The 23,440-nt window shown below is 57.7% G+C and carries 25 protein-coding genes; 12 read left to right on the forward strand and 13 right to left on the reverse strand.

What is annotated here, in order from left to right:
* The first annotated feature begins 62 nt into the window (after positions 1-62).
* The 5 genes from PMYSY11_RS08805 (at position 63) to PMYSY11_RS08825 (ending at position 6,008) form a co-directional block, all read left to right on the forward strand.
* On the forward strand, positions 63-1,235 hold the full coding sequence (locus PMYSY11_RS08805; protein WP_239655558.1) for a GGDEF domain-containing protein: 1,173 nt from the start codon (positions 63-65) through the stop codon (positions 1,233-1,235).
* Positions 1,236-1,355: 120 nt separating this feature from the next.
* A complete protein-coding gene (locus tag PMYSY11_RS08810) occupies positions 1,356-1,790 on the forward strand; it encodes a MarR family transcriptional regulator (protein WP_150548925.1) in 435 nt (144 codons plus the stop codon).
* The gene (locus PMYSY11_RS08815) at positions 1,787-3,193 is read left to right on the forward strand and encodes a DHA2 family efflux MFS transporter permease subunit (RefSeq protein WP_239655559.1); all 1,407 of its coding nucleotides are present in this window, start codon (positions 1,787-1,789) and stop codon (positions 3,191-3,193) included. The genes PMYSY11_RS08810 and PMYSY11_RS08815 overlap by 4 nt, the downstream gene beginning before the upstream one ends.
* A 247-nt stretch (positions 3,194-3,440) precedes the next feature.
* Positions 3,441-5,609: a FimV/HubP family polar landmark protein gene (locus tag PMYSY11_RS08820; protein ID WP_150548926.1), complete on the forward strand. Its 2,169-nt coding sequence runs from the start codon at positions 3,441-3,443 to the stop codon at positions 5,607-5,609.
* Positions 5,610-5,726: 117 nt separating this feature from the next.
* A complete protein-coding gene (locus PMYSY11_RS08825; RefSeq protein ID WP_150548927.1) occupies positions 5,727-6,008 on the forward strand; it encodes an Rdx family protein in 282 nt (93 codons plus the stop codon).
* A 33-nt stretch (positions 6,009-6,041) separates the two neighbouring features.
* Here PMYSY11_RS08825 and PMYSY11_RS08830 read toward each other — a convergent pair whose 3' ends face one another.
* From PMYSY11_RS08830 to PMYSY11_RS08840, 3 genes are all read right to left on the reverse strand, one after another.
* Positions 6,042-6,893 carry a DMT family transporter gene (locus PMYSY11_RS08830; protein WP_150548928.1) on the reverse strand — a complete coding sequence of 284 codons (852 nt, stop codon included), beginning with the start codon at positions 6,891-6,893 and terminating at the stop codon, positions 6,042-6,044.
* Complete coding sequence (locus PMYSY11_RS08835) at positions 6,890-7,225, reverse strand: tRNA-binding protein (protein ID WP_069901853.1); 336 nt, start codon at positions 7,223-7,225, stop codon at positions 6,890-6,892. Before PMYSY11_RS08835 ends, PMYSY11_RS08830 begins: the two co-directional genes overlap by 4 nt.
* 81 nt (positions 7,226-7,306) lie before the next feature.
* Positions 7,307-8,050 carry an AraC family transcriptional regulator gene (locus PMYSY11_RS08840; RefSeq protein ID WP_150548929.1) on the reverse strand — a complete coding sequence of 248 codons (744 nt, stop codon included), beginning with the start codon at positions 8,048-8,050 and terminating at the stop codon, positions 7,307-7,309.
* A gap of 160 nt (positions 8,051-8,210) precedes the next feature.
* Between PMYSY11_RS08840 and PMYSY11_RS08845 the strand changes: the two genes are divergently transcribed.
* Positions 8,211-9,074 (forward strand): UDP-2,3-diacylglucosamine diphosphatase, encoded by an 864-nt coding sequence (locus PMYSY11_RS08845; protein WP_239655560.1) that lies wholly within the window; start codon positions 8,211-8,213, stop codon positions 9,072-9,074.
* Entirely contained in the window at positions 9,065-10,108 is a 1,044-nt protein-coding gene (locus PMYSY11_RS08850; RefSeq protein WP_150548930.1) for a glycosyltransferase family 4 protein, read from the forward strand. The genes PMYSY11_RS08845 and PMYSY11_RS08850 overlap by 10 nt, the downstream gene beginning before the upstream one ends.
* Positions 10,109-10,117: 9 nt before the next feature.
* Here the strand turns inward: PMYSY11_RS08850 and PMYSY11_RS08855 are convergent, their stop codons facing one another.
* From PMYSY11_RS08855 to PMYSY11_RS08865, 3 genes are all read right to left on the reverse strand, one after another.
* Complete coding sequence (locus tag PMYSY11_RS08855) at positions 10,118-11,458, reverse strand: adenylate/guanylate cyclase domain-containing protein (protein WP_418889746.1); 1,341 nt, start codon at positions 11,456-11,458, stop codon at positions 10,118-10,120.
* Positions 11,459-11,664: 206 nt separating this feature from the next.
* Entirely contained in the window at positions 11,665-12,249 is a 585-nt protein-coding gene (locus PMYSY11_RS08860) for an HD domain-containing protein (RefSeq protein WP_150548931.1), read from the reverse strand.
* 31 nt (positions 12,250-12,280) lie between these two features.
* The gene (locus PMYSY11_RS08865; RefSeq protein WP_069901858.1) at positions 12,281-12,598 is read right to left on the reverse strand and encodes an Mpo1-like protein; all 318 of its coding nucleotides are present in this window, start codon (positions 12,596-12,598) and stop codon (positions 12,281-12,283) included.
* 182 nt (positions 12,599-12,780) lie between these two features.
* On the opposite strand from PMYSY11_RS08865, the gene PMYSY11_RS08870 reads away from it, so the two are divergent.
* Complete coding sequence (locus PMYSY11_RS08870; protein ID WP_150548932.1) at positions 12,781-13,815, forward strand: AraC family transcriptional regulator; 1,035 nt, start codon at positions 12,781-12,783, stop codon at positions 13,813-13,815.
* A gap of 9 nt (positions 13,816-13,824) precedes the next feature.
* Here the strand turns inward: PMYSY11_RS08870 and PMYSY11_RS08875 are convergent, their stop codons facing one another.
* Together PMYSY11_RS08875 and PMYSY11_RS08880 are read right to left on the reverse strand one after the other, a co-directional pair.
* A complete protein-coding gene (locus PMYSY11_RS08875; RefSeq protein WP_090510457.1) occupies positions 13,825-15,279 on the reverse strand; it encodes a TrkH family potassium uptake protein in 1,455 nt (484 codons plus the stop codon).
* Between the two features lie 86 nt (positions 15,280-15,365).
* Positions 15,366-16,820, reverse strand: a complete 1,455-nt coding sequence (locus PMYSY11_RS08880) for a TrkH family potassium uptake protein (protein ID WP_069901861.1) — start codon at positions 16,818-16,820, stop codon at positions 15,366-15,368.
* A gap of 167 nt (positions 16,821-16,987) precedes the next feature.
* Here PMYSY11_RS08880 and PMYSY11_RS08885 point away from each other — a divergent pair, with 167 nt between their 5' ends.
* Both PMYSY11_RS08885 and PMYSY11_RS08890 read left to right on the forward strand, forming a co-directional pair.
* Positions 16,988-17,359 (forward strand): YkgJ family cysteine cluster protein, encoded by a 372-nt coding sequence (locus tag PMYSY11_RS08885; protein ID WP_069901862.1) that lies wholly within the window; start codon positions 16,988-16,990, stop codon positions 17,357-17,359.
* A 224-nt stretch (positions 17,360-17,583) separates the two neighbouring features.
* A complete protein-coding gene (locus PMYSY11_RS08890; protein WP_150548933.1) occupies positions 17,584-18,159 on the forward strand; it encodes an NAD(P)H nitroreductase in 576 nt (191 codons plus the stop codon).
* A gap of 44 nt (positions 18,160-18,203) precedes the next feature.
* Here PMYSY11_RS08890 and PMYSY11_RS08895 read toward each other — a convergent pair whose 3' ends face one another.
* The 5 genes from PMYSY11_RS08895 to PMYSY11_RS08915 all read right to left on the reverse strand — a co-directional run bounded on the left by PMYSY11_RS08895 (position 18,204) and on the right by PMYSY11_RS08915 (position 21,738).
* A complete protein-coding gene (locus PMYSY11_RS08895; RefSeq protein WP_150548934.1) occupies positions 18,204-19,541 on the reverse strand; it encodes a sensor histidine kinase in 1,338 nt (445 codons plus the stop codon).
* Positions 19,542-19,652: 111 nt separating this feature from the next.
* A complete protein-coding gene (locus PMYSY11_RS08900; protein ID WP_069901865.1) occupies positions 19,653-20,054 on the reverse strand; it encodes a Spy/CpxP family protein refolding chaperone in 402 nt (133 codons plus the stop codon).
* A gap of 144 nt (positions 20,055-20,198) precedes the next feature.
* Positions 20,199-20,876 (reverse strand): response regulator transcription factor, encoded by a 678-nt coding sequence (locus PMYSY11_RS08905; protein ID WP_150548935.1) that lies wholly within the window; start codon positions 20,874-20,876, stop codon positions 20,199-20,201.
* Positions 20,877-20,899: 23 nt separating this feature from the next.
* Positions 20,900-21,322 (reverse strand): SH3 domain-containing protein, encoded by a 423-nt coding sequence (locus PMYSY11_RS08910; protein WP_239655561.1) that lies wholly within the window; start codon positions 21,320-21,322, stop codon positions 20,900-20,902.
* A gap of 116 nt (positions 21,323-21,438) precedes the next feature.
* Positions 21,439-21,738: a YciI family protein gene (locus PMYSY11_RS08915; protein WP_150548937.1), complete on the reverse strand. Its 300-nt coding sequence runs from the start codon at positions 21,736-21,738 to the stop codon at positions 21,439-21,441.
* Positions 21,739-21,878: 140 nt separating this feature from the next.
* Here PMYSY11_RS08915 and PMYSY11_RS08920 point away from each other — a divergent pair, with 140 nt between their 5' ends.
* Positions 21,879-22,754 (forward strand): PHP domain-containing protein, encoded by an 876-nt coding sequence (locus PMYSY11_RS08920; protein ID WP_150548938.1) that lies wholly within the window; start codon positions 21,879-21,881, stop codon positions 22,752-22,754.
* A 1-nt stretch (position 22,755) separates the two neighbouring features.
* On the forward strand, positions 22,756-23,382 hold the full coding sequence (locus PMYSY11_RS08925; RefSeq protein WP_069901870.1) for an L-threonylcarbamoyladenylate synthase: 627 nt from the start codon (positions 22,756-22,758) through the stop codon (positions 23,380-23,382).
* The last annotated feature ends 58 nt before the right edge of the window (positions 23,383-23,440 follow it).

A 23,440-nucleotide genomic window follows, 5' to 3' on the forward strand; every position in this document is an offset into this window, starting at 1 on the left:
CTTGTGGCTAGTGGCTCCGGGCCACTAGACTGCTGGCTGGAGATACATATGCCGAGGGAATTGTGGCTTCTGAAGAGATTGGTCTGGACGATGTCCTGCACAGTCCGTACACCCAGCAATTGGTTGCAGGCTTTCGCATGCTGCGTTTTTCGCCCGTGCTCGAGGGCGAATACCGTCAGTACCTGTTAGAGGAAAGCGTCGATCTCAAGCGCGTTGCACTCTTTCTGGGCATCATCTTGTGGACCAGCTTCACCGTTCTCGATATTGCCCTCGCTGCGCCGGGCAATCTGTGGGCGACTCTGTTACTGCGCATGGCAGTGCTGAGCCCGCTGCTGTTGACTGTCTGGTTGGTGCATACGCGAACCCATCTGCCGTTACTGCAGGTGATGTCGCATGTGTGCATCCTCTCGCTGGGCATTGGCGGGATCATGATTATTGGCAATGCCCATCAATCACAGCCCAATTTCCCCTATGAAGGCTTGTTTCTGGTGTGCATGGCGGCCTATTTTCTGGTCGGTTTCAGGCTCATCGAGGCCTTGGTGTGCTCGACCATTATCATGCTCGTCTACCTGTCTGTTGAACTCTGGGTGCAGCTGCCAACGCACCAGTTGATCAACAATTTCGTATTTATGGCCAACGCCAATCTGATTGGCGCGGTGGGTTGCTACCTGCTGGAATTCAAATCACGCGAACACTTCCTGACCAAGCGAGTGCTGAGTTTGCAGGCCGAGCAGGACAGCCTTACCGGGCTGGACAACCGGCGCAGTCTTGGGCGTATCTTCACGCGGTTGTGGCGACAGGCCAAACGCGAGTCCTATCCAATCAGCATGCTCTTGTGTGATCTGGATTTCTTCAAGCAATACAACGACTCCTATGGGCACCAGGCTGGCGATGAGGTGCTGGTGCGGGTGGCGTCGATTCTCAATGAGTTGGCACGCCGGCCACTCGATGTTGCGGTGCGTTTTGGTGGCGAGGAGTTTGTGCTGATTTACTACAATCTTACGGAAGCAGAGGCGGTGCAGCGGGCTGAATTGCTTTGCCACACCCTGCGCCGCGTCAACATAGAACACGGCACGTCCGCCGCAACCTCGCGGGTGAGTGTTTCGATCGGGGTGGCGATGATCCAGCCACATTTGAATGAACACTTCAGCGACCTCTACAAGCGCGCCGATGATGCCTTGTACAAGGCCAAGGAGCAGGGGCGAAACCGGGTTGTTTGCAGTTGCCCATGCTGAAGACGTTGAGACGCCAGCACCGCTTGTAAAATACTGTTTGATTCAGAGGCTTGCGCACTTTAGAAGGTTATGATTAGCTTGCTAATAATTGCTATTTCATACTTATAAGAGTTGCTACCGATGTCGTTGTCTGATCAACACCGTTTTGCCATGCAGGTTGCCCAGTTATCCCGCTCCTGGCGGGCTGAGCTCGATCGCCGATTGGCCGGGCTTGGCTTGTCGCAGGCGCGCTGGCTGGTTTTATTGCACCTGGCCCGCTTTGATGAGCTGCCGACCCAGCGCCAGCTTGCGCAAAGCGTTGGCGTTGAAGGCCCAACCCTGGCTCGTCTGCTGGACGGCCTTGAGGCGCAGGGACTTGTCAGTCGTCAGGCGGTTCCGGAAGATCGCCGCGCCAAGAAAATCGCCCTGAGCCCTCAAGCCCAGCCGCTGATTACTGAAATTGAAGCCATTTCCACTCAACTGCGTCTTGAACTGTTCTCGGGCATCACTGAAGAAGACCTCAGCTGCTGTCAGCGCGTGCACGCACAGATTCTGAGTAATCTGGAAAAGCGGTGAGTCTGCAAAGTCTCGATGCGTTGCATGAGCGTTACGGCAAGCACTATCCCCGTTGGCTTTTAAGCCTGTTAATGATCAGCACCATGGCGATGGTGCTGGCATCGACCAGCATAAACGTTGCCTTGCCGGCACTCATGCACGACCTGAATATCGGCCGGCCACTGGCGCAGTGGTTGTCTACCGGTTTTCTAGCCGCCATGACTGCCGGTCTATTACTCAGTGCCTGGTCATTGGGCCGGTTTGGTGCGCGGCGGACTTCGCAATTTGGCCTGTTGGTCTTCATTCTTTCATCTTTATTGGCGCTGATCAGTGACTCGGCCTGGCAGCTGATTGCCTTGCGCATTGTTCAGGGGCTCTGCGCCGGGATCATCCAGCCACTGGCCATGGTTCTGATTTTTCGGGTGTATGCCGGTGCCGGCAGGGGCATGGCGCTGGGCATTTATGGGCTGGGCATCATGCTGGCGCCCACCGTGGGCCCAACAGTTGGCGGCTATCTCACTGATGTTTTTGGCTGGGTGGCGGTCTTCTGGTTGCCGCTGCCGCTGTGCTTCATCGGGCTGTTGGGTGCGGGCTGGCTGATGCCTAACACGCGTGAAGCGCAGCCGCCCACGTGCGATGTATGGGCCTTCATGCTGTTATGCGTGGCGCTTTTTGCATTGCTGGGCGCGCTGGCGGAAGCGCAACGCTTCGTCTGGAGTGCGCCGCGTGTTTATGTGCCGGGGCTGATTGGCGGCTTGGCGTTGCTGGGTTTTGTTCAGCGTTGTCGGAAACAGGCGCGGCCATTACTGCCGGTGCAACTGTGGCGTTACAGGGGTTACCGCAACGCTTGCTGGGTGGCCGTTACGCTGGGCGTCGGGCTTTACGGTTCCACCTATCTGATTCCCTTGTACCTGCAAACCGTCGAAGGCTATAGCGCCGGGCGTGCCGGCTTGTTGCTGCTGCCGACAGGGGCAGTGCTCGGGCTGGCCTCGTTTGCCGGTGGCTGGTTGAGCGACCGGATCAGCGCAGCGGTGTTGTTGGTGACAGGGTTACTGTTGTTTGCCGTGTCGAGCGCCGCCTTCGGTGTGCTTGCCAGCGGTACTTCCTTTGCCGTGTTGTGCTTTTGGGCGTGTGTCGGGCGTATCGGCTTCGGCCTCATTCTTCCGGCCTTGAATACCGGTGCGCTGGATATTCTCAACCCGCAAGAACTGGCGCAGGGCGCGGGAACCATCACCTTTATGCGGCAGTTGGGTGGCGCATTCGGGGTGAATCTACTGACCTTCTTTGTTGAATGGCGACATGCAGCCGGTGGCGGCGATGCGCTGGCTGAGGCGGCGGCTTTTCAACAAAGCTTCGTAGTGTTGGCAGCGGTATTCGCACTTACCGTACTGGCCGCGATGAAAGTTCAAGTGTCGAGTCGATAACTCAACAAAAGTCCTGTAATTACCTATGAATTAACGCTAATTAGTGATTGCTGGCGATATGCCTTCTCTGCGAGTTTGTCTATACTGAGACCCAGTTCACGCGGCTGTGAACTCGATAAAACAAGGGGTGCACGGAAGCGCATCCCAACAAAAAAATGTATTCACCGCTCTAAGTCGTAGTTCTCAGGATGAGCAAGCCCAGTGGGTAATAGCGATGGAGTTTTGAGCGGGGCAGAGGGAGGCACGGATGATTCAAGTTCGCCATTTATTAATTGGCCTTGCGTCCAGTTCAGCGTTTTATTCAGGATTCACACCGGCGTTGGGGCTGGGTGAGATAAGCCTGCACTCTGCATTGAATCAGCCACTGAATGCAGACATTCAGTTGCATGACGTCAGGGACCTGACGTCGGCCGAGTTCAAAATCAAACTGGCATCGACCGATGTCTTTGATCGCGCAGGTGTTGAGCGCTTCATCTTCCTCAATGACTTGCGATTTACGCCAGTACTCAAAGGCAATAACAGCATCATCCGGGTGACATCCAGTCAGCCTGTTCGCGAACCCTATCTGAATTTTATCGTTGAGGTCTCAAGGCCCAACGGTCAATTGCTGCGTGAGTACACCGTGCTGCTCGATCCGCCAGGTACGTCGGCATATCGCAGCACAGCCTCTGTTCCCGCCGCACCCAATTATGCCCCTCGTCCTGTTGCCAAAGTAAACACGACACCGGTATTCAAAGCACCGCCGGTAATGCCGAGCACCGAGCTGGGCAAACAGTACACGGTGGCCAGTGGCGACAGCTTGTGGAAAATTGCCGGCAAAATGCGCGGAGCCGACGGCGATATCAATCAACATACCTTGATGCGCGATATTTTTGCCCTCAACCCGCAAGCGTTTAGTAACGGCAATCCGGATCGTTTGATTGCCGGTGCCAATCTGACTCTGCCTGACCGCGTTAGCGTGCCGGGCAGCAATAACAGCCCGGCGCCTGAACAGAATCTCGCTGAAAGCGATGCGAATGGCCAATCTTCGGCAGGCGCACCTGCGGCAGGCGTACCTGTGGCAGGCACCCCTGCGGCAGACGAATCTTCTATTGCAGAGCCGGCGTTAACGAATGCCACTGCAGACACAGCCGCCGCTGATACTGCCCCTGCACAAACCTCGACCGCCGCCACTAACAGCGCTGCCGATCAAGCGTCGCTGGCTTCGGCTGATACGGCAGGTGCGCAAGGTGAGCAACCAGTGGTTGCAACTGATGCGGATGTGAGTATCGAGCAATTGGCTGCGCAGCAGAATCGGGTCGAGCAGGAGCTGGCCAATCGTTCTGAAGAAAACCTGCAAATGCAGCAAGGTCTGGCTGATCTGCAAGTTCAGCTGGAACAGTTGCAAGCGCAAGTGCTCGACAAGGATGAGCAGTTGGCTGCCTTGCAAGCACAGCTGAGCGCCAAAAATGCCGCAAGTGCTACCCAGACCAGTTGGTTCTCGCAGAATAATCTGCTGTACACCGGGCTGGGTGGGCTTTTATTGCTGTTGCTGGCCGCATTCGGCTGGTCGCGGCGCAAACCAACCGAGCCGGTAACGGTGGTCAACGCCAGTACGCAGGCAGTCGATCCTCTGGAAAGCTCAGCGCCGCAACTGCGTCCAGTCGCGGCAGTGAGCAATGCTCCGGAGGCGAAACTCGATCCGCTGGAAGGTGCCAATCTGTATATCGCTTACGGGCGTCTGCCCGAGGCTGAATCCGCCTTGCGTCAAGCTTTGGATGAGGAGCCGCAGCGCACCGATTTACGCTTCTGCCTGCTGGAAGTTTTAGCCCAGATGGGCAGCGCAAAGGCCTTTGCAGCAGAAGAAGCCATCTTGCGCGGCAAGGGCTTTGATGCCGAACGCATCGATGCGCTGAAAGCCGGCATGACCCCTGAGCCTGAGTTTGAAGATGTGCTGGACGTGGACTTGGTTGCGCCTTTGCCGGTAGAGGATAAAGCCGCGCCTGTTGAGCAGGTCGATAACTTCAAGCTCAACCTGGATGAATTGTCGCTCGACGATGACTGGGATCAGATCAGCCCGTTCGATGACAAGCCGGCAGACAAGCCGACTGCCGGGAAGAAACCAGCGGCGGACAGCGATTTCTCCATGGGTTTGGATGCACGCAGCCCATTCGCCGAGCCAATGCTGGTCGAAGAGGATGACTGGTTAGAGACGCCGACAGGTGAGCAGGGTTTTGAGTTGGATGAAGAGATCAACTTTGACGACCTGCTCGATGCCGATACCCAGCCAACCAATGTTGCCAAACTCAACCAGGCGCTGGCCTATATTGAGCAAGGCAGTTTCGACAGTGCCTGCGATATTCTTCGTGAGTTGATCCACGGTGGCGATGAGCTGGTGAAGAAAGAAGCTCGCGCTTTGCTTGATAAAATTGCCTGACCCCGCCTCAAGGCTGTGCAGCTCCCCGCTGCGCAGCCTTGAGGGTTAGCCGCTTTGTACGGCTATTTCGACAGACCGCAGATGCGTTATCCTGACGTTTTTGCCGGTGCCTGAATCATGTCTCCAGCCAAACCTGAAGTTGTCATTACCTACTGCACGCAGTGTCAGTGGCTGCTGCGCGCCGCGTGGCTGGCGCAGGAGTTGCTGTCGACATTCAGTGATGAATTGGCAAAGGTCAGTCTTGAGCCGGCTACGGGCGGTACGTTTCGGATCGCCTGTAATGGCGTGCTGATCTGGGAGCGTAAGGTCGATGGCGGATTTCCAGAAGCCAAGGTGCTCAAGCAACGCGTGCGCGATGTCATCGACCCAACCCGGGATCTGGGCCATAACGACCGCTAAGCGTTGCGCGGGGCAAGTGCTTAGCGGGTTCCTTTAGCGGGCCATTCGCGCCGAGGCAAAAATTGCCAGAATGATCAGTGCACCGCCAATACACATGCGCAGTGTCGGTTGCTCAGCGAACAACAGCCAGGCAAATGCGATGCCGTAAACCGGCTCCATGGCGAAGATCACCGCTGTGGTGCGCGCCTTCAATACGCGCAGGCTGGCAACAAACAGGCTGTGCGCAAGGCCGGTACAGAATATGCCGAGCATGGCCAGCCAGAACCAACTGATCGCGCTGAGATTAGGTAGTTGCTGCCAGGTAAAGGGCAGCAGGCAGATGAGAACCGTGAAGTTCTGATACAGCGCGGCCTTGACCGGGTCCAGGCCTTTTGTGCTTGCCCGGTTAAGCAGTGACAACAGCGCAAACAGCAGGCCTGAAAGTACTGCCCAAAGCAGCCCCTCCGTTGCCTGATTGGCAAGGTCGAAGCTGGGTGTTACCAGTGCCAGACCGACACACACCAGCGCCACCATGAGAAATTCGCTGGGCCGCGTGCGCTCCCTGAACAGAATACCTTCGAGCAATACGGTAAATGCCGGGAAGCTGGCAAAGCCCAGCGTTGCAATCGCCACGCCGGAGATGTTGACTGCCTGAAAAAAGCTCACCCAATGCCCGCCCAGCAGAAGCCCGCCAAGCGCGAGCAGACCGAGTTGCCTGAGTGAGGGATGTTGCCCGCGAGACTGCTTGAACAGTTGTGCAAACAGAGCCAGCGCCAGCACGGCAAAAATTGCCCGCCCGGAGCTGATTGCCATTGGCGTGGTGCTGGCTAACTTACCGAAAATGCCCGATAAACCGAAGAGCAGGGCGCCCAGATGAATCGCCCACAATGCCTTGCGCTCGTTCATGCCAGTCGTGCGCCATTTGCCAGCGGCCTGTCGAATCCGGCAAGCACGACGCGTTGTTGATCGTCATACACACCAGTCACTAAAACTTCGGAGCGAACTCCGGCGACCCGTTTGGCGGCGAAGTTACACACGCACAAAACCTGACGGCCGATAAGCTGATCGGCTTGATAGTGCGCGGTAATTTGCGCGCTGGAAGTCTTGATGCCCAACTCGCCCAGATCAACCTGCAGCACGAAGGCGGGCTTGAGGGCTTTGCTGTTTGGCTGCGCCGAGATGATGGTGCCGACCCGCAATTCGATCCGTTGAAAATCTTCCCACTGTATTTCCTGCATAACGCCTCCAGCCTCAAGTGGCTCTAGTGTAGGTGGCGGGAAGTGGGATTGTCTGTCGCGAAACTCGCGCGGTTTGTCGCGTTACTCGCGCAGGCGGCGTAATTGTCGGGGCGTCATGCCGCAGTGGCGTGAGAGGGCGGCGGTGAAGGCGCTTTGCGAGCTGTAACCGGTTTGTTCGGCCACTTCATGCACTGGCAACTGGGTGCTGATGAGTAATTGGCGACCCTGTTGCAGACGCCGTTGGCGCACAAAATCCATCGGCGTGATGCTGTTTTCGGCGAGAAAACGAGCATGAAAGCGCGCCGTAGATAAGCCGCTGATACGCGCCAGATCATGAACTTGCAGCGGGTGCGCAAGATGCTGGTCGATGTAGGCGGTGATTGCCGCCATGGGCAAGCCGTGCGGCTCGCTGCGCACTTCGGCAGTCAGGCTGGCCAGCAGCAAGATGGTGCCTTGCTCGGCAATCAGCGGATCGTTGATCGGGCTGTTGGCCAGCCAGTTGATCAACTGACCCTGACGTGCGCTGAGGGCGCAGGTGCGGTTCTGTTCGAGCAAGCTGCGACTGGCATCGGCATGCCTGCCAAGGCGTTCTGTCAGCCAGGACTCTGAGGGCACATCAAGGACCAGGCAATCACTGCCTTGCGGGCTGCCACACGCATGTACAGCACTGGGCGGAATCACGGCCATCATTTGCGGCGCCATCAGGCTCTCTTGTCCGGCGACTTCGAGTTGCAGGTCGCCGCGCAGGGCAAACACCACTTGCGAGTGCTCGTGGCTGTGGCTGAGCAACTCCTGATCGTAATGACGCAATGTGAGTAGGGGCATGAACAACTCTCTCGGCAGAAGCGCCAGTTTATCAGGGCTGCAGTGCCGTTGGGCGGTTTTGCGCCAGCCTTGAGCTGCATGTAACCAATTTGCCATATGAGCTTCATATTCAGGTCATAGCGACCACGCAAGCTCAGGAAAACCCGCCCGGAGGTTGTCCATGAGCAGTGCTCAGATGATAAAACCCAGCCGCAAACAACGTGTCCGCACTCTGTGGATTTCTGATGTGCACCTTGGCACACGAGATTGTCAGGCCGAACATCTGGCCGCCTTCCTGAAACGCTATGAAGCCGACAAGATTTATCTGGTCGGCGACATCATTGATGGCTGGAGGCTGCGCGGGGGCATCTATTGGCCGCAGGCGCACACCAACGTGATTCGTCGCCTGTTGACCATGAGCAAGCGCGGTACCGAGGTGATTTATGTCACCGGTAACCACGACGAGTTTCTGCGCGGTTATACCAGCCTGATGCTGGGCAATATCCAATTGGTAGATGAAGCTGAACACATCACCGCCGACGGCCGTCGCTTGTTGGTAATTCACGGTGATCAGTTCGATGTGATCACCCGCTATCACCGCTGGTTGGCGTTTTTGGGTGATTCAGCCTATGAGTTCACGCTCACTCTTAACCGCTGGTTGAATCACTGGCGGCGCCGGTATGGCTACGGTTACTGGTCACTCTCGGCGTATCTCAAGCACAAGGTCAAAAGCGCCGTCAGTTTTATCAGCGACTTCGAAGAGGCAATTGCCCACGAGTGTGTAAAGCGCGGGTTTAACGGCGTGGTTTGCGGGCATATTCACCATGCGGAAATTCGCCCGATGGGCGACGTCGAATACATGAACTGTGGCGACTGGGTCGAGTCCTGCTCGGCGTTGATCGAGCATATCGACGGCCATATCGAGTTATATCGCCTGGCTGAAGATCAGCAGCAACAGGCTGATTTGCACAAGCCGGCCAGCGCTGCCAGCACGCCAGAGGCCGGCACGGTGACGCCGAAAAGTGAGCCTGCTGCATGCGATTGATGATTGTGACCGATGCCTGGGCGCCGCAAGTTAATGGTGTTGTTACCAGTATTGCCGCGCTGATTGGCGAGTTGCGCGCGCTGGGCCACGAGGTCGAGGTATTGGCGCCGGATCGATTTCGCTCGGTGCCTTGCCCGACCTATCCGGAAATTCCACTGGTGTGGAATATTTGGCAGGTAGGTGCCGCTATTCGTCAGTATCAGCCTGACTGCGTCCATCTGGCCACGGAAGGTCCACTGGGCTGGGCTGCCAGACGCTGGCTGATCAAGCACAACATGGCGTTCTCCAGCGCCATTCATACGCGCTTTCCCGAGTACATCAGCACGCGTTACCGCTGGCTGCCGCTGAGCTGGGGTTACGCCTACCTGCGCGCATTTCACCGGCCCAGCCGTTCGGTGCTGGTGACCACCGAACGGATGCGGGATGCGTTCAAGCAACGGGGCTTTCAGCGTTTGCAACTGTGGCGCAAAGGCGTGCAGGGCGATGTGTTCACCCCCGCTAACACCGCTGAAAAGGCGCATGACCGGGCGGTGCAGTTTCTGTATGTCGGGCGCATCGCCCCGGAGAAAAACCTGCAAGCCTTTCTCGAGCTGGATCTGCCCGGCAGCAAGCATGTGGTGGGCGACGGCCCGCAGCGTGCGGCGTTCGCGCAGCAGTATCCGCAGGTAAAATTCCACGGTTATTTAAGCGGTGAGGCGTTGGCGCAGGCGTACCGGCAGGCCAGCGTTCTGGTGTTTCCCTCACTCACCGACACTTACGGGCTGGTGATGCTGGAAGCACTGGCTTGCGGCACTCCGGTGGCGGCGTTTGCTGTGCCGGGGCCGCTGGATGTGTTGGAGCAGGGCGTGACTGGGGTTATGGATACGGATTTGCGGCGGGCGTGTCTGGCTGCGCTCAAGCTTGATCGCAAGGTCTGCGGCGAGCATGCTGCGCGCCAGTCCTGGCGTGCATCGGCGCTGGAGTTTCTTGAGCAGCAACCGCTACTCGATGGCGGCCGTTGTGAATTGCAACTGGCTGGGGCGACGCCCAATTAAGCCTTGTGCTTACATGATGACTTTGTCGCGCAGCTTCTCGGCAGCTTGTTGCAGGGCGTAGATCACTCGTTCTTTGTCGAAGTTCTGGATACCATTGGTGTCCAGATACATCGAAAAACCGGGGATCTCATGTTCGACATAGCTGGACGTCGCGCCCAAATCCCGGCGGAAGTCGACCACCTGATAAATCTGTACCGGGCGGGTAAAGCCCTTGACGCTGATCTGGCCCTTGTCGCAGCACATGATCACGTCTTTCACCAGTGAGTAGGTTTCGTGCGAGATCAGAATCTCGCCAGACTCGGCCGCACTTTCAAGGCGGCTGGCAAGGTTCACGTCGCGGCCGATAATGGTGTAATCCATGCGCGTATCAGCGCCGAAGTTGCCCACCGTGCAGTAGCCGGTGTTCAGGCCCATGCGGATTTCCAGCGGTTTGGTAATGCCCTGCGAACGCCATTGCTGGCGCAGTACCTTCATGACTTTACGCATGGCAATGGCCATGGATACGGCTGCTACTGCGTCTTTCTTGGCGCCCTGGCTCGCTGGGTCGCCAAAGAACACCATAACGCTGTCGCCGATGAACTTGTCGATGGTGCCGCCGTACTTGAGGCAGATTTTCGACATTTCGTTGAGGTAGTTGTTGAGCAGGTCGGTCAGTGCTTCGGCCTCAAGCTCCTCGGACAGCTCGGTAAAGCCTTTGATGTCGGAAAAGAATACCGTCAATTTTTTCCGCTGGGTTTCCAGTCGAACGGTTTTCTTGCCGCTGAATATCGATTCCCAAACTTGAGGTGACAGATATTTGGCTAGGTTGCGTGCCAGTCGGGCGGCTTTTTCCTGCTCGCGTTTGATTTCGCAGCGCACGGCATCCAGGCGCAAACTCTGTTGATGCATGAAGTAGCCGGTGATGCAGATGAATACGATGGTTGTGCCAATACTTGCCAGTGCCAACAGTGGCGGCGTATCGAGGTTGATCTGCGGGCTGATCGCCGCTGAAGTCAGCACGGTGCCAATGATTGTCGAGAGCACGGCGACTGCGCCGGTGCGCAAACCATCCGAGACCAGTGCGCCAAATGTTACGGCGAGCAAGGCCATGAGGCTGGGCACGGGTGAGAAGCCCATGAACGCGATCGCAATGCCGCAGTGCAGGCCGTCGATGCCGAGCATAATGGCGTTACTGGTGTGGGGTTTATTCTGCTTGAGACGTTTCGACAGGTGTTGCGCGAGGTGCGGATAGAGCAACGCGTACGGCACTATCCAGACATTCTCGAAGGCGAGATGCTGGCAATAAGTGCCGACTGCAACGCTGGCCGCGATGATCAGATAAGCAATAACCCGCGAGTAATACTCCCGCATTGTTGCATCGGAAGCCGCGTTGTTTCGACTGGGGGGCGTGGCATTCATGCTGGAAGGGTTGTTCCCTGATAATTTTCTGACGTCTCTCACGGACGCCTATTCCCCTGCAAGGGCTGGGCCAGTATTGCAGGGGAAGCGGGATCATAACCAAGGCATGCGGTGTCGCCAAGTGGCAATTGAGCTGTTTGGCTGCACGGTGCAACGAATTATTCAGTGGCCTCCATCGCCGCTTTGTAGATCGAGTTTTTCGGTTTGGCGAAGACCCGGCGCAACATTGGCTCGAAGAACGTCAGCGGCAGGCTCTCAAATTCGGGATCAAAAGCGGCGCCATCGTACTTGGCACAAAACTCGATGGTGGCGTGGTATTGCGGGTGATCTTTGAATTGCTCGCGCAGGTGGCGATCCATCCCCAGGTGATGGAAGAAGTAATAACCCTGAAAAATCCCGTGGTTGGCCACCATCCACAGGTTCTCGGCACTCACAAACGGCTTGAGTATGGCCGCGGCAATATCCGGGTGATTGTAGGAGCCGAGTGTATCGCCAATGTCGTGTAGCAGCGCGCAGATCACGTACTCTTCATCGCGACCATCCTGATGGGCCCGCGTAGCCGTTTGCAGCGAGTGTTGCAGGCGGTCAATCGGGAATCCGCCGAAATCACCATCCAAAAGCTTCAGGTGGGTCAAGATGCGGTCTGGCAATTGGGCGGCGAAGGCGGTGAAGTCTTTGGCGATAATGGCCCAGTCGTCCGCAGTACCTTGATCCATGTGCGTGAAAGTGGCTTGAGCGCTCATTGAGTCGGTCTCCTCGGTGTGCTGATTGTTATTAGAATTTGATGCGTCCGGTGAAGGCATCCTTGAGCATTACCCAGTCGCCCATCAGGGAATAGAACGGGTAATCGAAGGTTGCCGGACGATTTTTCTCAAACACGAAGTGGCCGAGCCAGGCGAAACCATAACCGGCCAGCGGAACGGCCAGCAACCACAGCCATTGTTGGGATGCCAGCGCATAAGCAAGGATGCACAACACCAGCAAACTGCCGACATAATGCAGGCGACGGCAGGTCGGATTACTGTGCTCTTGCAGGTAGTAAGGATAAAACTCGGCAAAGCTTTGAAAACGTGATTCGGCAGGTCGGGTCATGGCGGTTCTCCGCTTATTATTGGCTATTCGCAGCGTGCCTGATGCGCGGCGGCAGTGTCACTTTGGGTTTTCGCAGTGTAGGTTGAGTGGCTCGCGCAGCCAGTGACAATAAGTGCCAGTTTAGTATCCTTCTCATTCAAACCGACCGGATTGGTCATAGCCGAATCTAATAAGAAACCACCATGAGTGAACGTACGACTTCATCGAGTTGGGCTTTGGGCATCGTGCAGGCGCTTGAAATGGGCGGTGTCGATTGCCGGGCGATCTTCCCGGAACTGGGCCTCAATTACAGCGACCTTGAAAACCCCGATGCGCGCTTTGCTCAGGACGACATGACGCGGCTGTGGCAGCGGGCTGTGGCGATTTCCGGCAATCCGGCGATTGGTTTGAACATGGCTAAAGTGATCCGCCCAGCCTCGTTTCATGTGGTCGGATACGCGCTGATGTCGAGTGCCAGCCTCAGGGAAGGGTTGGCGCGTCTGGTGCGTTATCAGCGAATCATCGCCGAAGGCGCCGATCTGAGCTTTACGCAAACGGCCAAGGGCTATGAGCTGGTGTTGGCGATTCATGGCGATCGCCTGCCTCCGGCCCGGCAAAGCGCTGAGGCTTCGATGGCCTATGCGCTGGCGTTTTGCCGCTGGATCAGCGGGCGCATGATCCAGCCACGGCAGGTGTTGTTCCAGGGCTCGCCGCCGGATGATATCGAACCGTTCCAGCAGGTGTTTCAGGCGCCGTTGAGTTTCAACTCCAGCCACTATGCGTTGCTGTTTGAGCCTGCCGACATGGAGGCGCCGTTACCGACTGCGAATCATTCACTGGCGCAACTGCATGACCGTTTTGCAGGTGAGTACCTGACCCGCTTCTCTGAGAGCCGTGTCACGCATCAAACCCGACAAGTGCTTTGCCGGCTGCTTCCCCAAGGCGAGCCGAAGCGTGAGCGGGTGGCGCAGACGCTGCTGGTTTCCCAACGCACCTTGCAGCGCCGGTTGCAGGAGGAGGGCACCAGCTTTCAGCAATTGCTTGACGATACGCGCCGTGAACTGGCCGAGCAGTACTTGCAGCAACCTTCGCTGACGCTGCTGGAAGCCTCGTATTTGTTAGGTTTTGCCGATCCGAGTAATTTCTTCAGGGCATTTCGACGCTGGTTCGGGGTAACGCCGAGCGATTACCGCGCTGCCCACCTGCAAGGCATAAAGGCCGACAAAGCCAGCGTTTAATTCGTGTGCTCAGTGACGCCAGAAGGTCGGCACGAACAGGATCAGCACCGTCAGAATTTCCAGGCGGCCGAGCAGCATGCCGGTGGTGAGAATCCACTTGGCGGTGTCTGGCAGGCTTGAGAAATTACCGGCCGGGCCAATGATTTCGCCCATGCCCGGCCCCACGCCAGAGAGCGTGCTCGCCGCGCCGCTGAGTGCGGTGATCCAGTCCAGACCGCACAACGTCAGCCCGAGCGCGAGTACCGCGATGGTGCTGGTGTAGACGAAGGCGAAGGTCAGGATCGAGCGGACAATGTCTTCATCAAGGCGGTGGTTGTTGTAGCGTTGCTTGATCACGGCGCGCGGGTGCACCAGTTGCAGCAAGTTGGCTTTGAGCAGGCTGTACGCCACCTGAAAACGGAAGATTTTCAGGCCACCAGCGGTCGAGCCCGAACAGCCGCCAACAAAGCCGATGTAGAAGAACAGCATGCCGGCAAATCCGCCCCACAGCGTGTAGTCGCCCAAGGCGAAGCCGGTGGTCGAGATGATCGATGTGGTGTTGACCGCCACATGGCGCACGGCTTCGAGCCAGTGCAACTGGGTGGTGAGTGCGTACCACGAGCCCAGTACCAACCAGATCAGCAGCAGAATTCCGATAAAGCCGCGCACCTGCTGGTCGTGCAACAAGGCTTTGTAGTTGCCGCGCAGCACCGATACGTACAGCACGAATGGCAAGCTGCCGAGAATCATCAGCACCACTGCAACCCAGTGAATGGCCGGCTGCGACCAGTTGCCGAGTGAGCGGTCCGAGGTCGAAAATCCGCCGGTGGCGATGGCCGACATGGTGTGATTGATCGAGTCGAACAAGCCCATGCCGGCCAGCCAGAACGCCAGGACACCGATCAGGCTCAGGCCGACGTAGGCCAACACCATGAACTTGGCCACCATGTGTGAGCGTGGCAGGATTTTTTCACTGCGGTCAGAAGATTCGGTCTGGAACAGACGCATGCCACCGATGCGCAACATGGGCAGAATGGCCACCGCCATACCGATAAAACCCATGCCGCCGAGCCAGTGCAGCAGCGAGCGCCAGATCAAGATGCCTTGCGACATTTCATCCAGGCCGCTGAGCACCGTGGCGCCAGTCGCGGTGATGCCGCTCATGCTTTCAAAGAAGGCGTCGGTGTAACTCATTTTCTGCGCGAGTACGAACGGCACAGAGGCAAAAACGCCGACCACCAGCCAGCTCGAAACGGTGAGCAGGTACATGTCGCGGGGGCGCAGATTAACGCCTTCTGGCCGGCCTCTGGCAATCAGCGCAAGGCCTGCGATCAGGCAGCAGATGCTCGACCATAGAAAGCCGCCCATCTCATTCGTGCGCTCGTATATCAGCAGGGTGATTACGGGCACCAGCATGCTGATGGCCAGGGTAATCAGAAAGATACCGTTGATGAATCCGATGATTCTCAGCGTCGGCCCTGACATGTTAATGCGCTACCCGTGTTGTTTTAGTCACCAAGGCATTGCCCGACGTGGCTGCATTAAATAGTGCGCAAATATTGGCCACCGGGTTAGTGCCTCCAGAACGCGCGGGTGACCAGAACAAACACCGTGAGGATTTCCAGGCGCCCGAGCAGCATGCCGATGGTCAGCAGCCATTTGGCCGAGTCTGGCAGGCTGGCGAAGTTACCGGCCGGGCCAATAATCGGTCCCAGGCCCGGGCCAACGTTACACACCGCCGTGGCTGCGCCGGTCAAGGCGGTGACCCAGTCCAAACCGATCAGTGCCAGGCCGAGGGCGATGATGCCGATGGTGATGGTGAAGAAGAACGAGAAAGTAATCAGTGAGCGAACGATGTCTTCGTCGAGATTGTGGTTGTTGTATTGCTGTTTGATCACCGCTCGCGGGTGCACCAGTTGCTGCAAGTTGGCACGCAGCAAGACATAAGCCACCTGAAAACGGAAGATTTTCAGGCCGCCCGAAGTGGAGCCGGAGCAGGCGCCCATAAAGGTCAGATAGAAAAACAGCATCATCGAGAAGCTGCCCCACAAGGTGTAGTCGCCAAGGGCGAAACCGGTGGTGGTGACAACCGAGGTGACGTTTACCGCGACAATGCGCACGGCGGTGAACCAGCTGTAATCGGAGTGCAGCCACAGCCAGGTGCCAAATACCATCCAGGTCACCAGCAAGAAACCCAGAAACCCGCGCACCTGATGATCCTTGAACAGGGCCTGACGATTTCCACGCAATGTGGCGACGTACAGGGTGAACGGCAGGCCGCCGCAAATCATCATCATCACCGACACCCAATGCACAGCGGGTTGTTCCCAATGCGCCAAGGATGAGTCGGACGTCGAGTAGCCGCCGGTTGAAATCGAGGTCATCGAATGGTTGATTGCATCAAACGGGGTCATGCCGGCGGCCCAGAAAGAGGCGAAGCCGATCACGGTGAGACCCACATACACCAGCAGAATGTACTTGGCTGCCATGTGCGAGCGCGGCATGACTTTCTCGCCCCAGTCCGATGATTCGGTCTGGAACAGACGCATGCCACCGACGCGCAGCAGCGGCAAAATGGCCACGGCCATGCCGATGAAGCCGATGCCGCCCAGCCATTGCAGCATCGAGCGCCAGATCAACAGCCCCGGAGAAGCTGTATCCAGCCCAGTAATCACGGTAGAGCCCGTGGTGGTGATGCCCGACATGGTCTCGAAAAAGGCATCGGTGTAGCTGATGTGGTGAATCTGCACCATTGGCAACGCCGCAAATACGCACACCACCAGCCAGCTGCCGGTGGTTAACAGGTACATGTCGCGGGGGCGTAGATGAGCGTTTTCGGGGCGGCCTGGAATAACCAGGGCTAAACCTGCGATTGCGGTGATAAGGCTCGACCACAAGAACGGATCGAGATCGCCAGTGCGGTCGTAAATCAATAATGTCAGCACGGGAATAACCATGCTGAGTGACAACGTAAGAAGGAAGATGCCGAGGATGAAACCGATAATTCTTAGCGTCGGCAGGGCCATTTAATTGGGCTCGATTTGGGTACGGTGTGGAGTATGGCAAAAGGCGCCATTTTACTCACCTGTTGTGTGCTGTAAACCAACCTTAAAACGTCGCTTTACAATTTAACGGCGCTGCATAGAATAGCCGCCAGGTGCCGGCCCTTGCCGGTTTCTGAGCCCATTAAATCATGTCTAACGCTAATCCTTGTTTAACGTGCGGCGCCTGCTGCGCGTATTTTCGTGTGTCTTTCTTTTGGGGTGAGTGCCAGTCGGCTGGCGGCACCGTGCCGGATGATCAGGTGGTCCTGATTACCCCGCACCGGGTTGCCATGCGCGGCACTGAGTACAAACCAGCCCGTTGCAACTCGTTGATGGGTGAGGTCGGTGAAGGCGTGCGCTGCACGCTGTATGAAAACCGCTCCTCGCCGTGTCGTGAGTTTGAAGCGTCCTGGGCCAATGGTGAACACAACCCTCGTTGTGATGATGCTCGCGCAGCCTATGGCATGCCGCCATTAACGCCGCCGGTACAGCCGATGATCTCTCCCGAGCGCGTCGCATAAAGCCTCGCAGCCCCACACTTTCTGCATTTGCAGATGCTGTGGGCGCCGCTCAACTGCCCGTGACACCTTGACTATGCATGCCTGCTCGGACAGAGGCGTGCAGCGTCAGTGCGTGCAAGGACTACAGTTGGCAGTGCGTATGATGATTTAATGCAGCCAGTCGGTGACTGCAGCGCTGCTGTATTGTCGTGCCTGAATGTTTTACCTGTAGTTGGAGGTTTTCAATGGATGCACTGGATGCACTGCTAAACCGCGTTTCGGCGCCACGTTTGACCGAGCCGGGGCCTACGGCTGAGCAGCGCGAGCTGATGTTCAAGGCCGCGTTGCGCGCGCCCGATCACGGCCAGTTGCGGCCCTGGCGTTTTCTGACCATTGAGGATCAGGCGCGTGAGCAGCTCGGCGAGTTGTTTGTGCAGGCTTTGCTGGCGGGCGCTGAAGTTCCTACGCAGGCAGCGCTGGACAAGGCGCGGGCGATGCCGCTGCGTGCACCCTTGATGATTGTGGTCATTGCGGTGGTTCAGGATCACTACAAGGTGCCGGCGCAGGAGCAGGTGCTGGCCGCCGGCTGTGCTGCCCATGCAATTGAACTGGCTGCTTACGCGCAAGGTGTTGGCGTGGTTTGGCGTACCGGCGACATGGCGTACAACTCAACCGTTGCCGCAGGGCTCGGGTTGGCGAGCCATGAGCAGATTGTCGGGTATCTGTATCTGGGCACGCCTGAGCGTGAATTGCGCACGCCGGCGCCGCTTGAGTGCGCTGACTTTGTGACGTCGTGGTCGGCCAAGTCGCAGGCTGAGTAATCGCCGCGACTTGACCCAGTGCTGCTCGGTTGAGCGGGTTCGGCTCAGGCTCTGCCTGTGGCTTCATCGAGTAGCGGCAAGCAAAGGCGTGCGTTGAAGCCGCCTTGCGGGTGATTGCTCAAGCTCAAGCTGCCGCCCAAACGTTCTGCTGCGCGCCGCGCAATCGCCAGACCCAAACCGTGGCCCGGAGCGCTCTGGCCCGGCGCGCGAAAAAACGGCTCGCCGAGTTGGGGCAAGTTCTCGGGGGCTGTGCCCGGGCCGTGATCGCGGATATTTATCCAGGCATTTTCGCCGCTGCGGCTCACGTTGATTTCGATCGGCTGATCCGCCGGATTGAAGCGCAATGCATTGCGCAGCAAGTTGTCGATAGCGCGTTCCAGCATTTCCGGCCAGCCTGTCAGTTTGATCGACTGATCCACGCTGATCTGGATGTTCTGTTCTGGCGCGCTGAGCTGTGCATCTTCACGCAGCTTGTTCAACAGGCGCGGCAGATCAATCACTTGTTCAGCGCCGGGCTCGGCATCGAGGCGGGCGAGGGCCAGAATCTCACTGATCAATGCTTCGAGGCGATCGCATTCTTTGGTCAGGCGCGGCCAGAGTTTCTCGCGTTCCTCCTGGCTGGCGCGCTCGGCCAGTGCCAGAGCAATTCGCAGGCGCGCCAATGGTGAGCGTAATTCATGGGACACATCGCGCAGGAGTTGCCGTTGGCTGCCTATCAAGCCCTGCAAACGTGCGCCCATCCGGTTGAAGTCACGGGCCAGCAGGCCGAACTCATCCCGGCGTTGGCCGAGCAGCGCCAGGCTGTCTTGCTGATAGCTGGTTTGGCCAAGGTCATGCACCGCGCCGCGCAAGCGGCTTAACGGGCGGGTGATAGAAAGCGTCAGCAAAACGCTTAGTCCGGTCAGAACCACCAGCGCAATACACAGTGCACTCAGCGGCCAGAGCAGGCTGCCGCGATGCCAGGCGTCGAGTTCTGGGTGCGGAATACGGTAAATGAACAGAAAGGTTTCGCCGCTGGTTGGGCTGCTGTATTCGCTGGTCATACGCCGCCAGGGCAGGCGTTTTTTATTGGGCTGGCGGGACTCGAAATCAGCCGCACGCTGGGGAAATGTACCTTCGACTACCTGCTGACCATTCTCGCCGATGACCTGAACATTCAAGCGATAGCGTTTGCGGGCTTTCTCCAGCAGGTCTTGCGCGGCCGCTGGTCCCTCACGTTCATAGCGCTGGGTCCATTGTTTGGCGAGGTTTTTAATGGCCGGATGATGATTGATGATCCAGGCATCCTGATTGAGCGCATGGCCAAGCAGTATCGACAGGCCGGCGACCAGCGCAATGGCCAACCAGAGACTTGCAAAAATTCGCCAGAACATTGAGCGCACGGTATCTCCTGCTATTCAGTCATACGCAACAAAGCCCGCGCAGCGCAGGCTGCACGGGCTTGTCGAATCGAGTCAGGCTTTGGGGTCTGTATGGCCCCAAAGCCGTTCCGGTCAGTTGGCCGGTTTTGCCGCTTTTTCAGCTTCTTTAGCGGCGCGACGTTCTTGCATTTTCTTCAGCTGAGCATCAAACGCAGCCTGCTGCTCCGGCTTGAGCAGGGCACGCATGGCGCTCTGCTGGGTTTCGCGTGAAGCGTCCATCTCGGCTTTCATGGCTTTCTGCTCAGCTTCTGGCAGCTTGTCGAGATATTTGCGGGTGATGTCGTGACGGTCTTTCATCTGCTGACGCATCAGCTTGTGCATTTCTTGCTTCTGTTCTTTGCTCAGGTTCAGCTCTTTGAACATGCCGCCGCCATGATGGCCGCCTTCATGACGCGGGCCACCTTCTGGCATCGCGGCCATGGCCACGGCTGGCAGGGTCAGAGCGAGCAGAACTGCAGTTAGTGTCTTGCGCATGATGTATCTCCTGATCTTGATGCCGGTCTGTTACCGGATGAGTTCAGTGTACGGCGCGCAAAGTAAAGCGCAGTCAGCCAAGCGTAAAGCTTCGGTAAAGGCGGCTGCTTATCAGTAAAAGCGCAGCGGGCCGTAATTCATCGCTCAAGCGTTGTAGTAATAACCACGGCTACGCAGGGCGACAATCCGGTGGCGGCCGTCGGCGTGGGTGCCGAGCTTTTTACGCAGGTTACTGACATGCATGTCGAGGCTGCGATCGTACAGCGTCAGCTTGCGACCCAGCGCCAGTTGCGCCAGCTCCTGCTTGTCTACCGGTTCGCCGGGTTGGCGGAGCAGGGCTTCGAGCACCTTACTCTCTGAAAGGGTGAGGGCAATTTCCTGTCCGGCCACGGTTACCACGCCGCGTGCATGGCTGTAGCTCAGATCACCCTGTTCCAGTTGGCTCGGTGCGGCGGGCGGCAGCGTGCGGCGCAGAACTGCGCGTAGCCGTGCGGTCAGCTCGCGCGGATCACACGGCTTGGCCAGGTAGTCATCAGCGCCCAGTTCCAGGCCGAGAATGCGGTCGAACGGCTCGCCCCGCGCAGACAGCATCAGTACCGGAAGCTCCGGGAAGTCGTTGCGCAATTGTTTGAGCAGTTCCAATCCGCTGCCATCCGGGAGCATCACGTCGAGTACCACGGCGTCGGGTTCTTGCTCGGCCAATGCACGCTTGGCGCTCTCGCCATCATGGCAAGCGCTGACCGTGAACCCTTCCTGGCTCAACCAGTGATTGAGCAGCTCGCACAGTTCGACGTCGTCATCTATTAACAGTAATGCACTCATGTCATGACTCGTAATTACAGCGACTAATTTGCCCAGCCGGAACGTTTGCGGCCATTACCCCGCAGCAACGCGCCAAACAGTACACAGAGCAATGCCGTTGCTCCACCGATTGCAAACCACATTTGTTGTTCGCTCACCAGCGGTGCGGGTTGTTCAGTGCGTACACGCTTGAGTTCTAGCTTGAGGCGCTGATTGTCCTGGCGCAAGCGTTGCAGTTGCGCACTTTCGATCTCACGCTGGTTGTTGTTCAGCTCGGCGGCGAGAACCTCGCGCTGTTGTTCACTTTGCGCCAGACGCTGTTGCAGCTCATCAAGTTTTACCTGAAGCATGGACTGCGCGGTGGGCTCTGTCTCGGACTCTGGGTTAACTGCAATAGTTTCTTCTGCCTGCACCTGCAAAGGCACAAGCCATGCAGTGAACAGCAAACACGGTAGAAGTTGACGCATCAAGACTCCCGAGCCTGAGCGGATGCTCCGGCGAATATTCGAATTATTATAAGTAGCCCAATCCGCGCTTCGGGCGCCAGCCCTTTTGCCAAGCGCGGTTCGGGTGAGGCGTGCGCTTAAGGCAGAACCAGCTTGAATGGCTTGACTACAACGGACTCATAAACGCCAGCTGCGCGGTATGGATCGGCGTCGGCCCATTCCTGTGCGGCGCTCAGTGAAGCGAATTCGGCGACAATCAGGCTGCCGGTGAAGCCCGCAGCGCCCGGATCGTTGCTGTCGATGGCCGGGTTTGGACCGGCGAGGATCAGGCGGCCCTGGCTTTTCAACTGTTCCAGGCGCGCGAGGTGGGCCGGGCGGGCGGCAAGGCGGTTTTCCAGCGAGTTTTCAACATCGGTAGCAATGATGGCGTAGAGCATCTCAGTCCTTAATTCGAAGGTTGCAGGTGATGGGGCGTCGAAGCCAGGGCAGGTAAGACGAAGAAATCTTCAGTCCTGGCAGCATGAAACTGCATGTGCCTGCATAATAATAAACATAAATGACTGAGAAAGTGCCCGTTATGGAAGTTGATCTGCATTGTCACAGCACCGCCTCAGATGGCGCGCTGGCCCCCGCAGCCGTTGTTGCGCGGGCGCATGAGCGTGGCGTCCGGCTGCTCGCGTTAACCGATCACGATACCTGCGAGGGCATTGGTGAGGCGCGTGCGGCGGCAGATTCGCTGCAAATGCAGTTGATAAACGGGATTGAATTGTCCTGCATGTGGGGCGGGGCGACGATTCATGTGCTCGGTTACGGCTTCGATGCAGAGGCTCCAGCCCTGACCAAGGCGATCGCTGATCTGCACGATGGCCGCTGGCTGCGCGCGGCAGAAATCAGCCGCAAGCTTGAGCTCAAAGGCATGCCGGGCGCACTTGAAGGCGCGCGCGCTATCCAGCAGGAGCTGGGCGACAGCGGCAATGCCCCAGCGCGCCCGCACTTCGCTGATTTTCTGGTTCGCCAGGGCCATGTGAAGGATCGCGCAGAGGCGTTCCGCAAATGGTTGGGCTCGGGCAAGCTCGGTGATGTGAAGCAACATTGGCCCTCTTTGGATGAAGCGGTAAACACATTAAAGCAGTCGGGCGCGTGGATTAGTCTGGCGCACCCGTGGCAGTACGACTTTACTCGTAGTAAGCGACGCAAATTAATTGCGGCATTCGCCCAGGCAGGTGGGCATGCGCTGGAAGTGGTCAATGGCATGCAACCGGCAGAGCAGGTGGGCGGTTTGGCTATTTTAGCGCGCGAGTTTGGCTTGATGGCGAGCGCGGGGAGTGACTTTCATGCGCCGGGCGACTGGTCTGAACTGGGTATGTATCGCCCGGTACCGGATGATCTGACGCTACTGTGGAGGCGTTTCAAGCATGTCCAGCAGTCTATTGTTGTCGGATCAGGGGTCTAGCATGAGCCAGTTTTTCCAGATTCACCCGCAGAGCCCGCAGAATCGTCTGATCAAGCAGGCGGTCGAGATTATCCGTGCCGGTGGCGTGGTGGTTTACCCAACCGACTCGTCCTATGCGGTGGGCTGCCGGATTGGCGACAAGAATGCCATCGAGCGAATACGGCGCTTGCGCCAGCTTGATGACAAGCACAACTTCACGCTGGTGTGTCGTGACCTGTCCCAGCTGAGTGTGTTCGCCAAGATTGATACCGGCGCATTCCGCCTGCTGAAAAACCACACCCCCGGCCCTTATACCTTCATCCTCAATGCCACCCGCGAAGTTCCGCGCATGCTCCTGCATCCCAAGCGCCGGACCATCGGTTTGCGCGTGCCGGGCCATCCGATCGCCGAAGCGCTGCTGGAGGAGTTGGGTGAGCCGCTGATGAGTGTCAGCCTGATTCTGCCGGGAGATGACCTGCCCATGAGCGATCCGTACGAGATGCGCGAGAAGCTTGAGCATCAGGTCGATCTGATTGTTGATGGCGGCCACGGCGGGCTGGAAGCCTCGACGGTAATCAATCTGGCAGAAGGCGAGCCTCAGGTTGTGCGGGTTGGCTGCGGCGATCCGAGCCCGTTCGAGGATGCTTGAGGTCTTGTGAAAAGCATCGTTACGATGATTTTTTCCGGTATATACCGCGCGACCGCCT

The organism is Pseudomonas marincola, assembly GCF_900682675.2.
In the GTDB taxonomy this organism is placed as follows: domain Bacteria; phylum Pseudomonadota; class Gammaproteobacteria; order Pseudomonadales; family Pseudomonadaceae; genus Aquipseudomonas; species Aquipseudomonas marincola.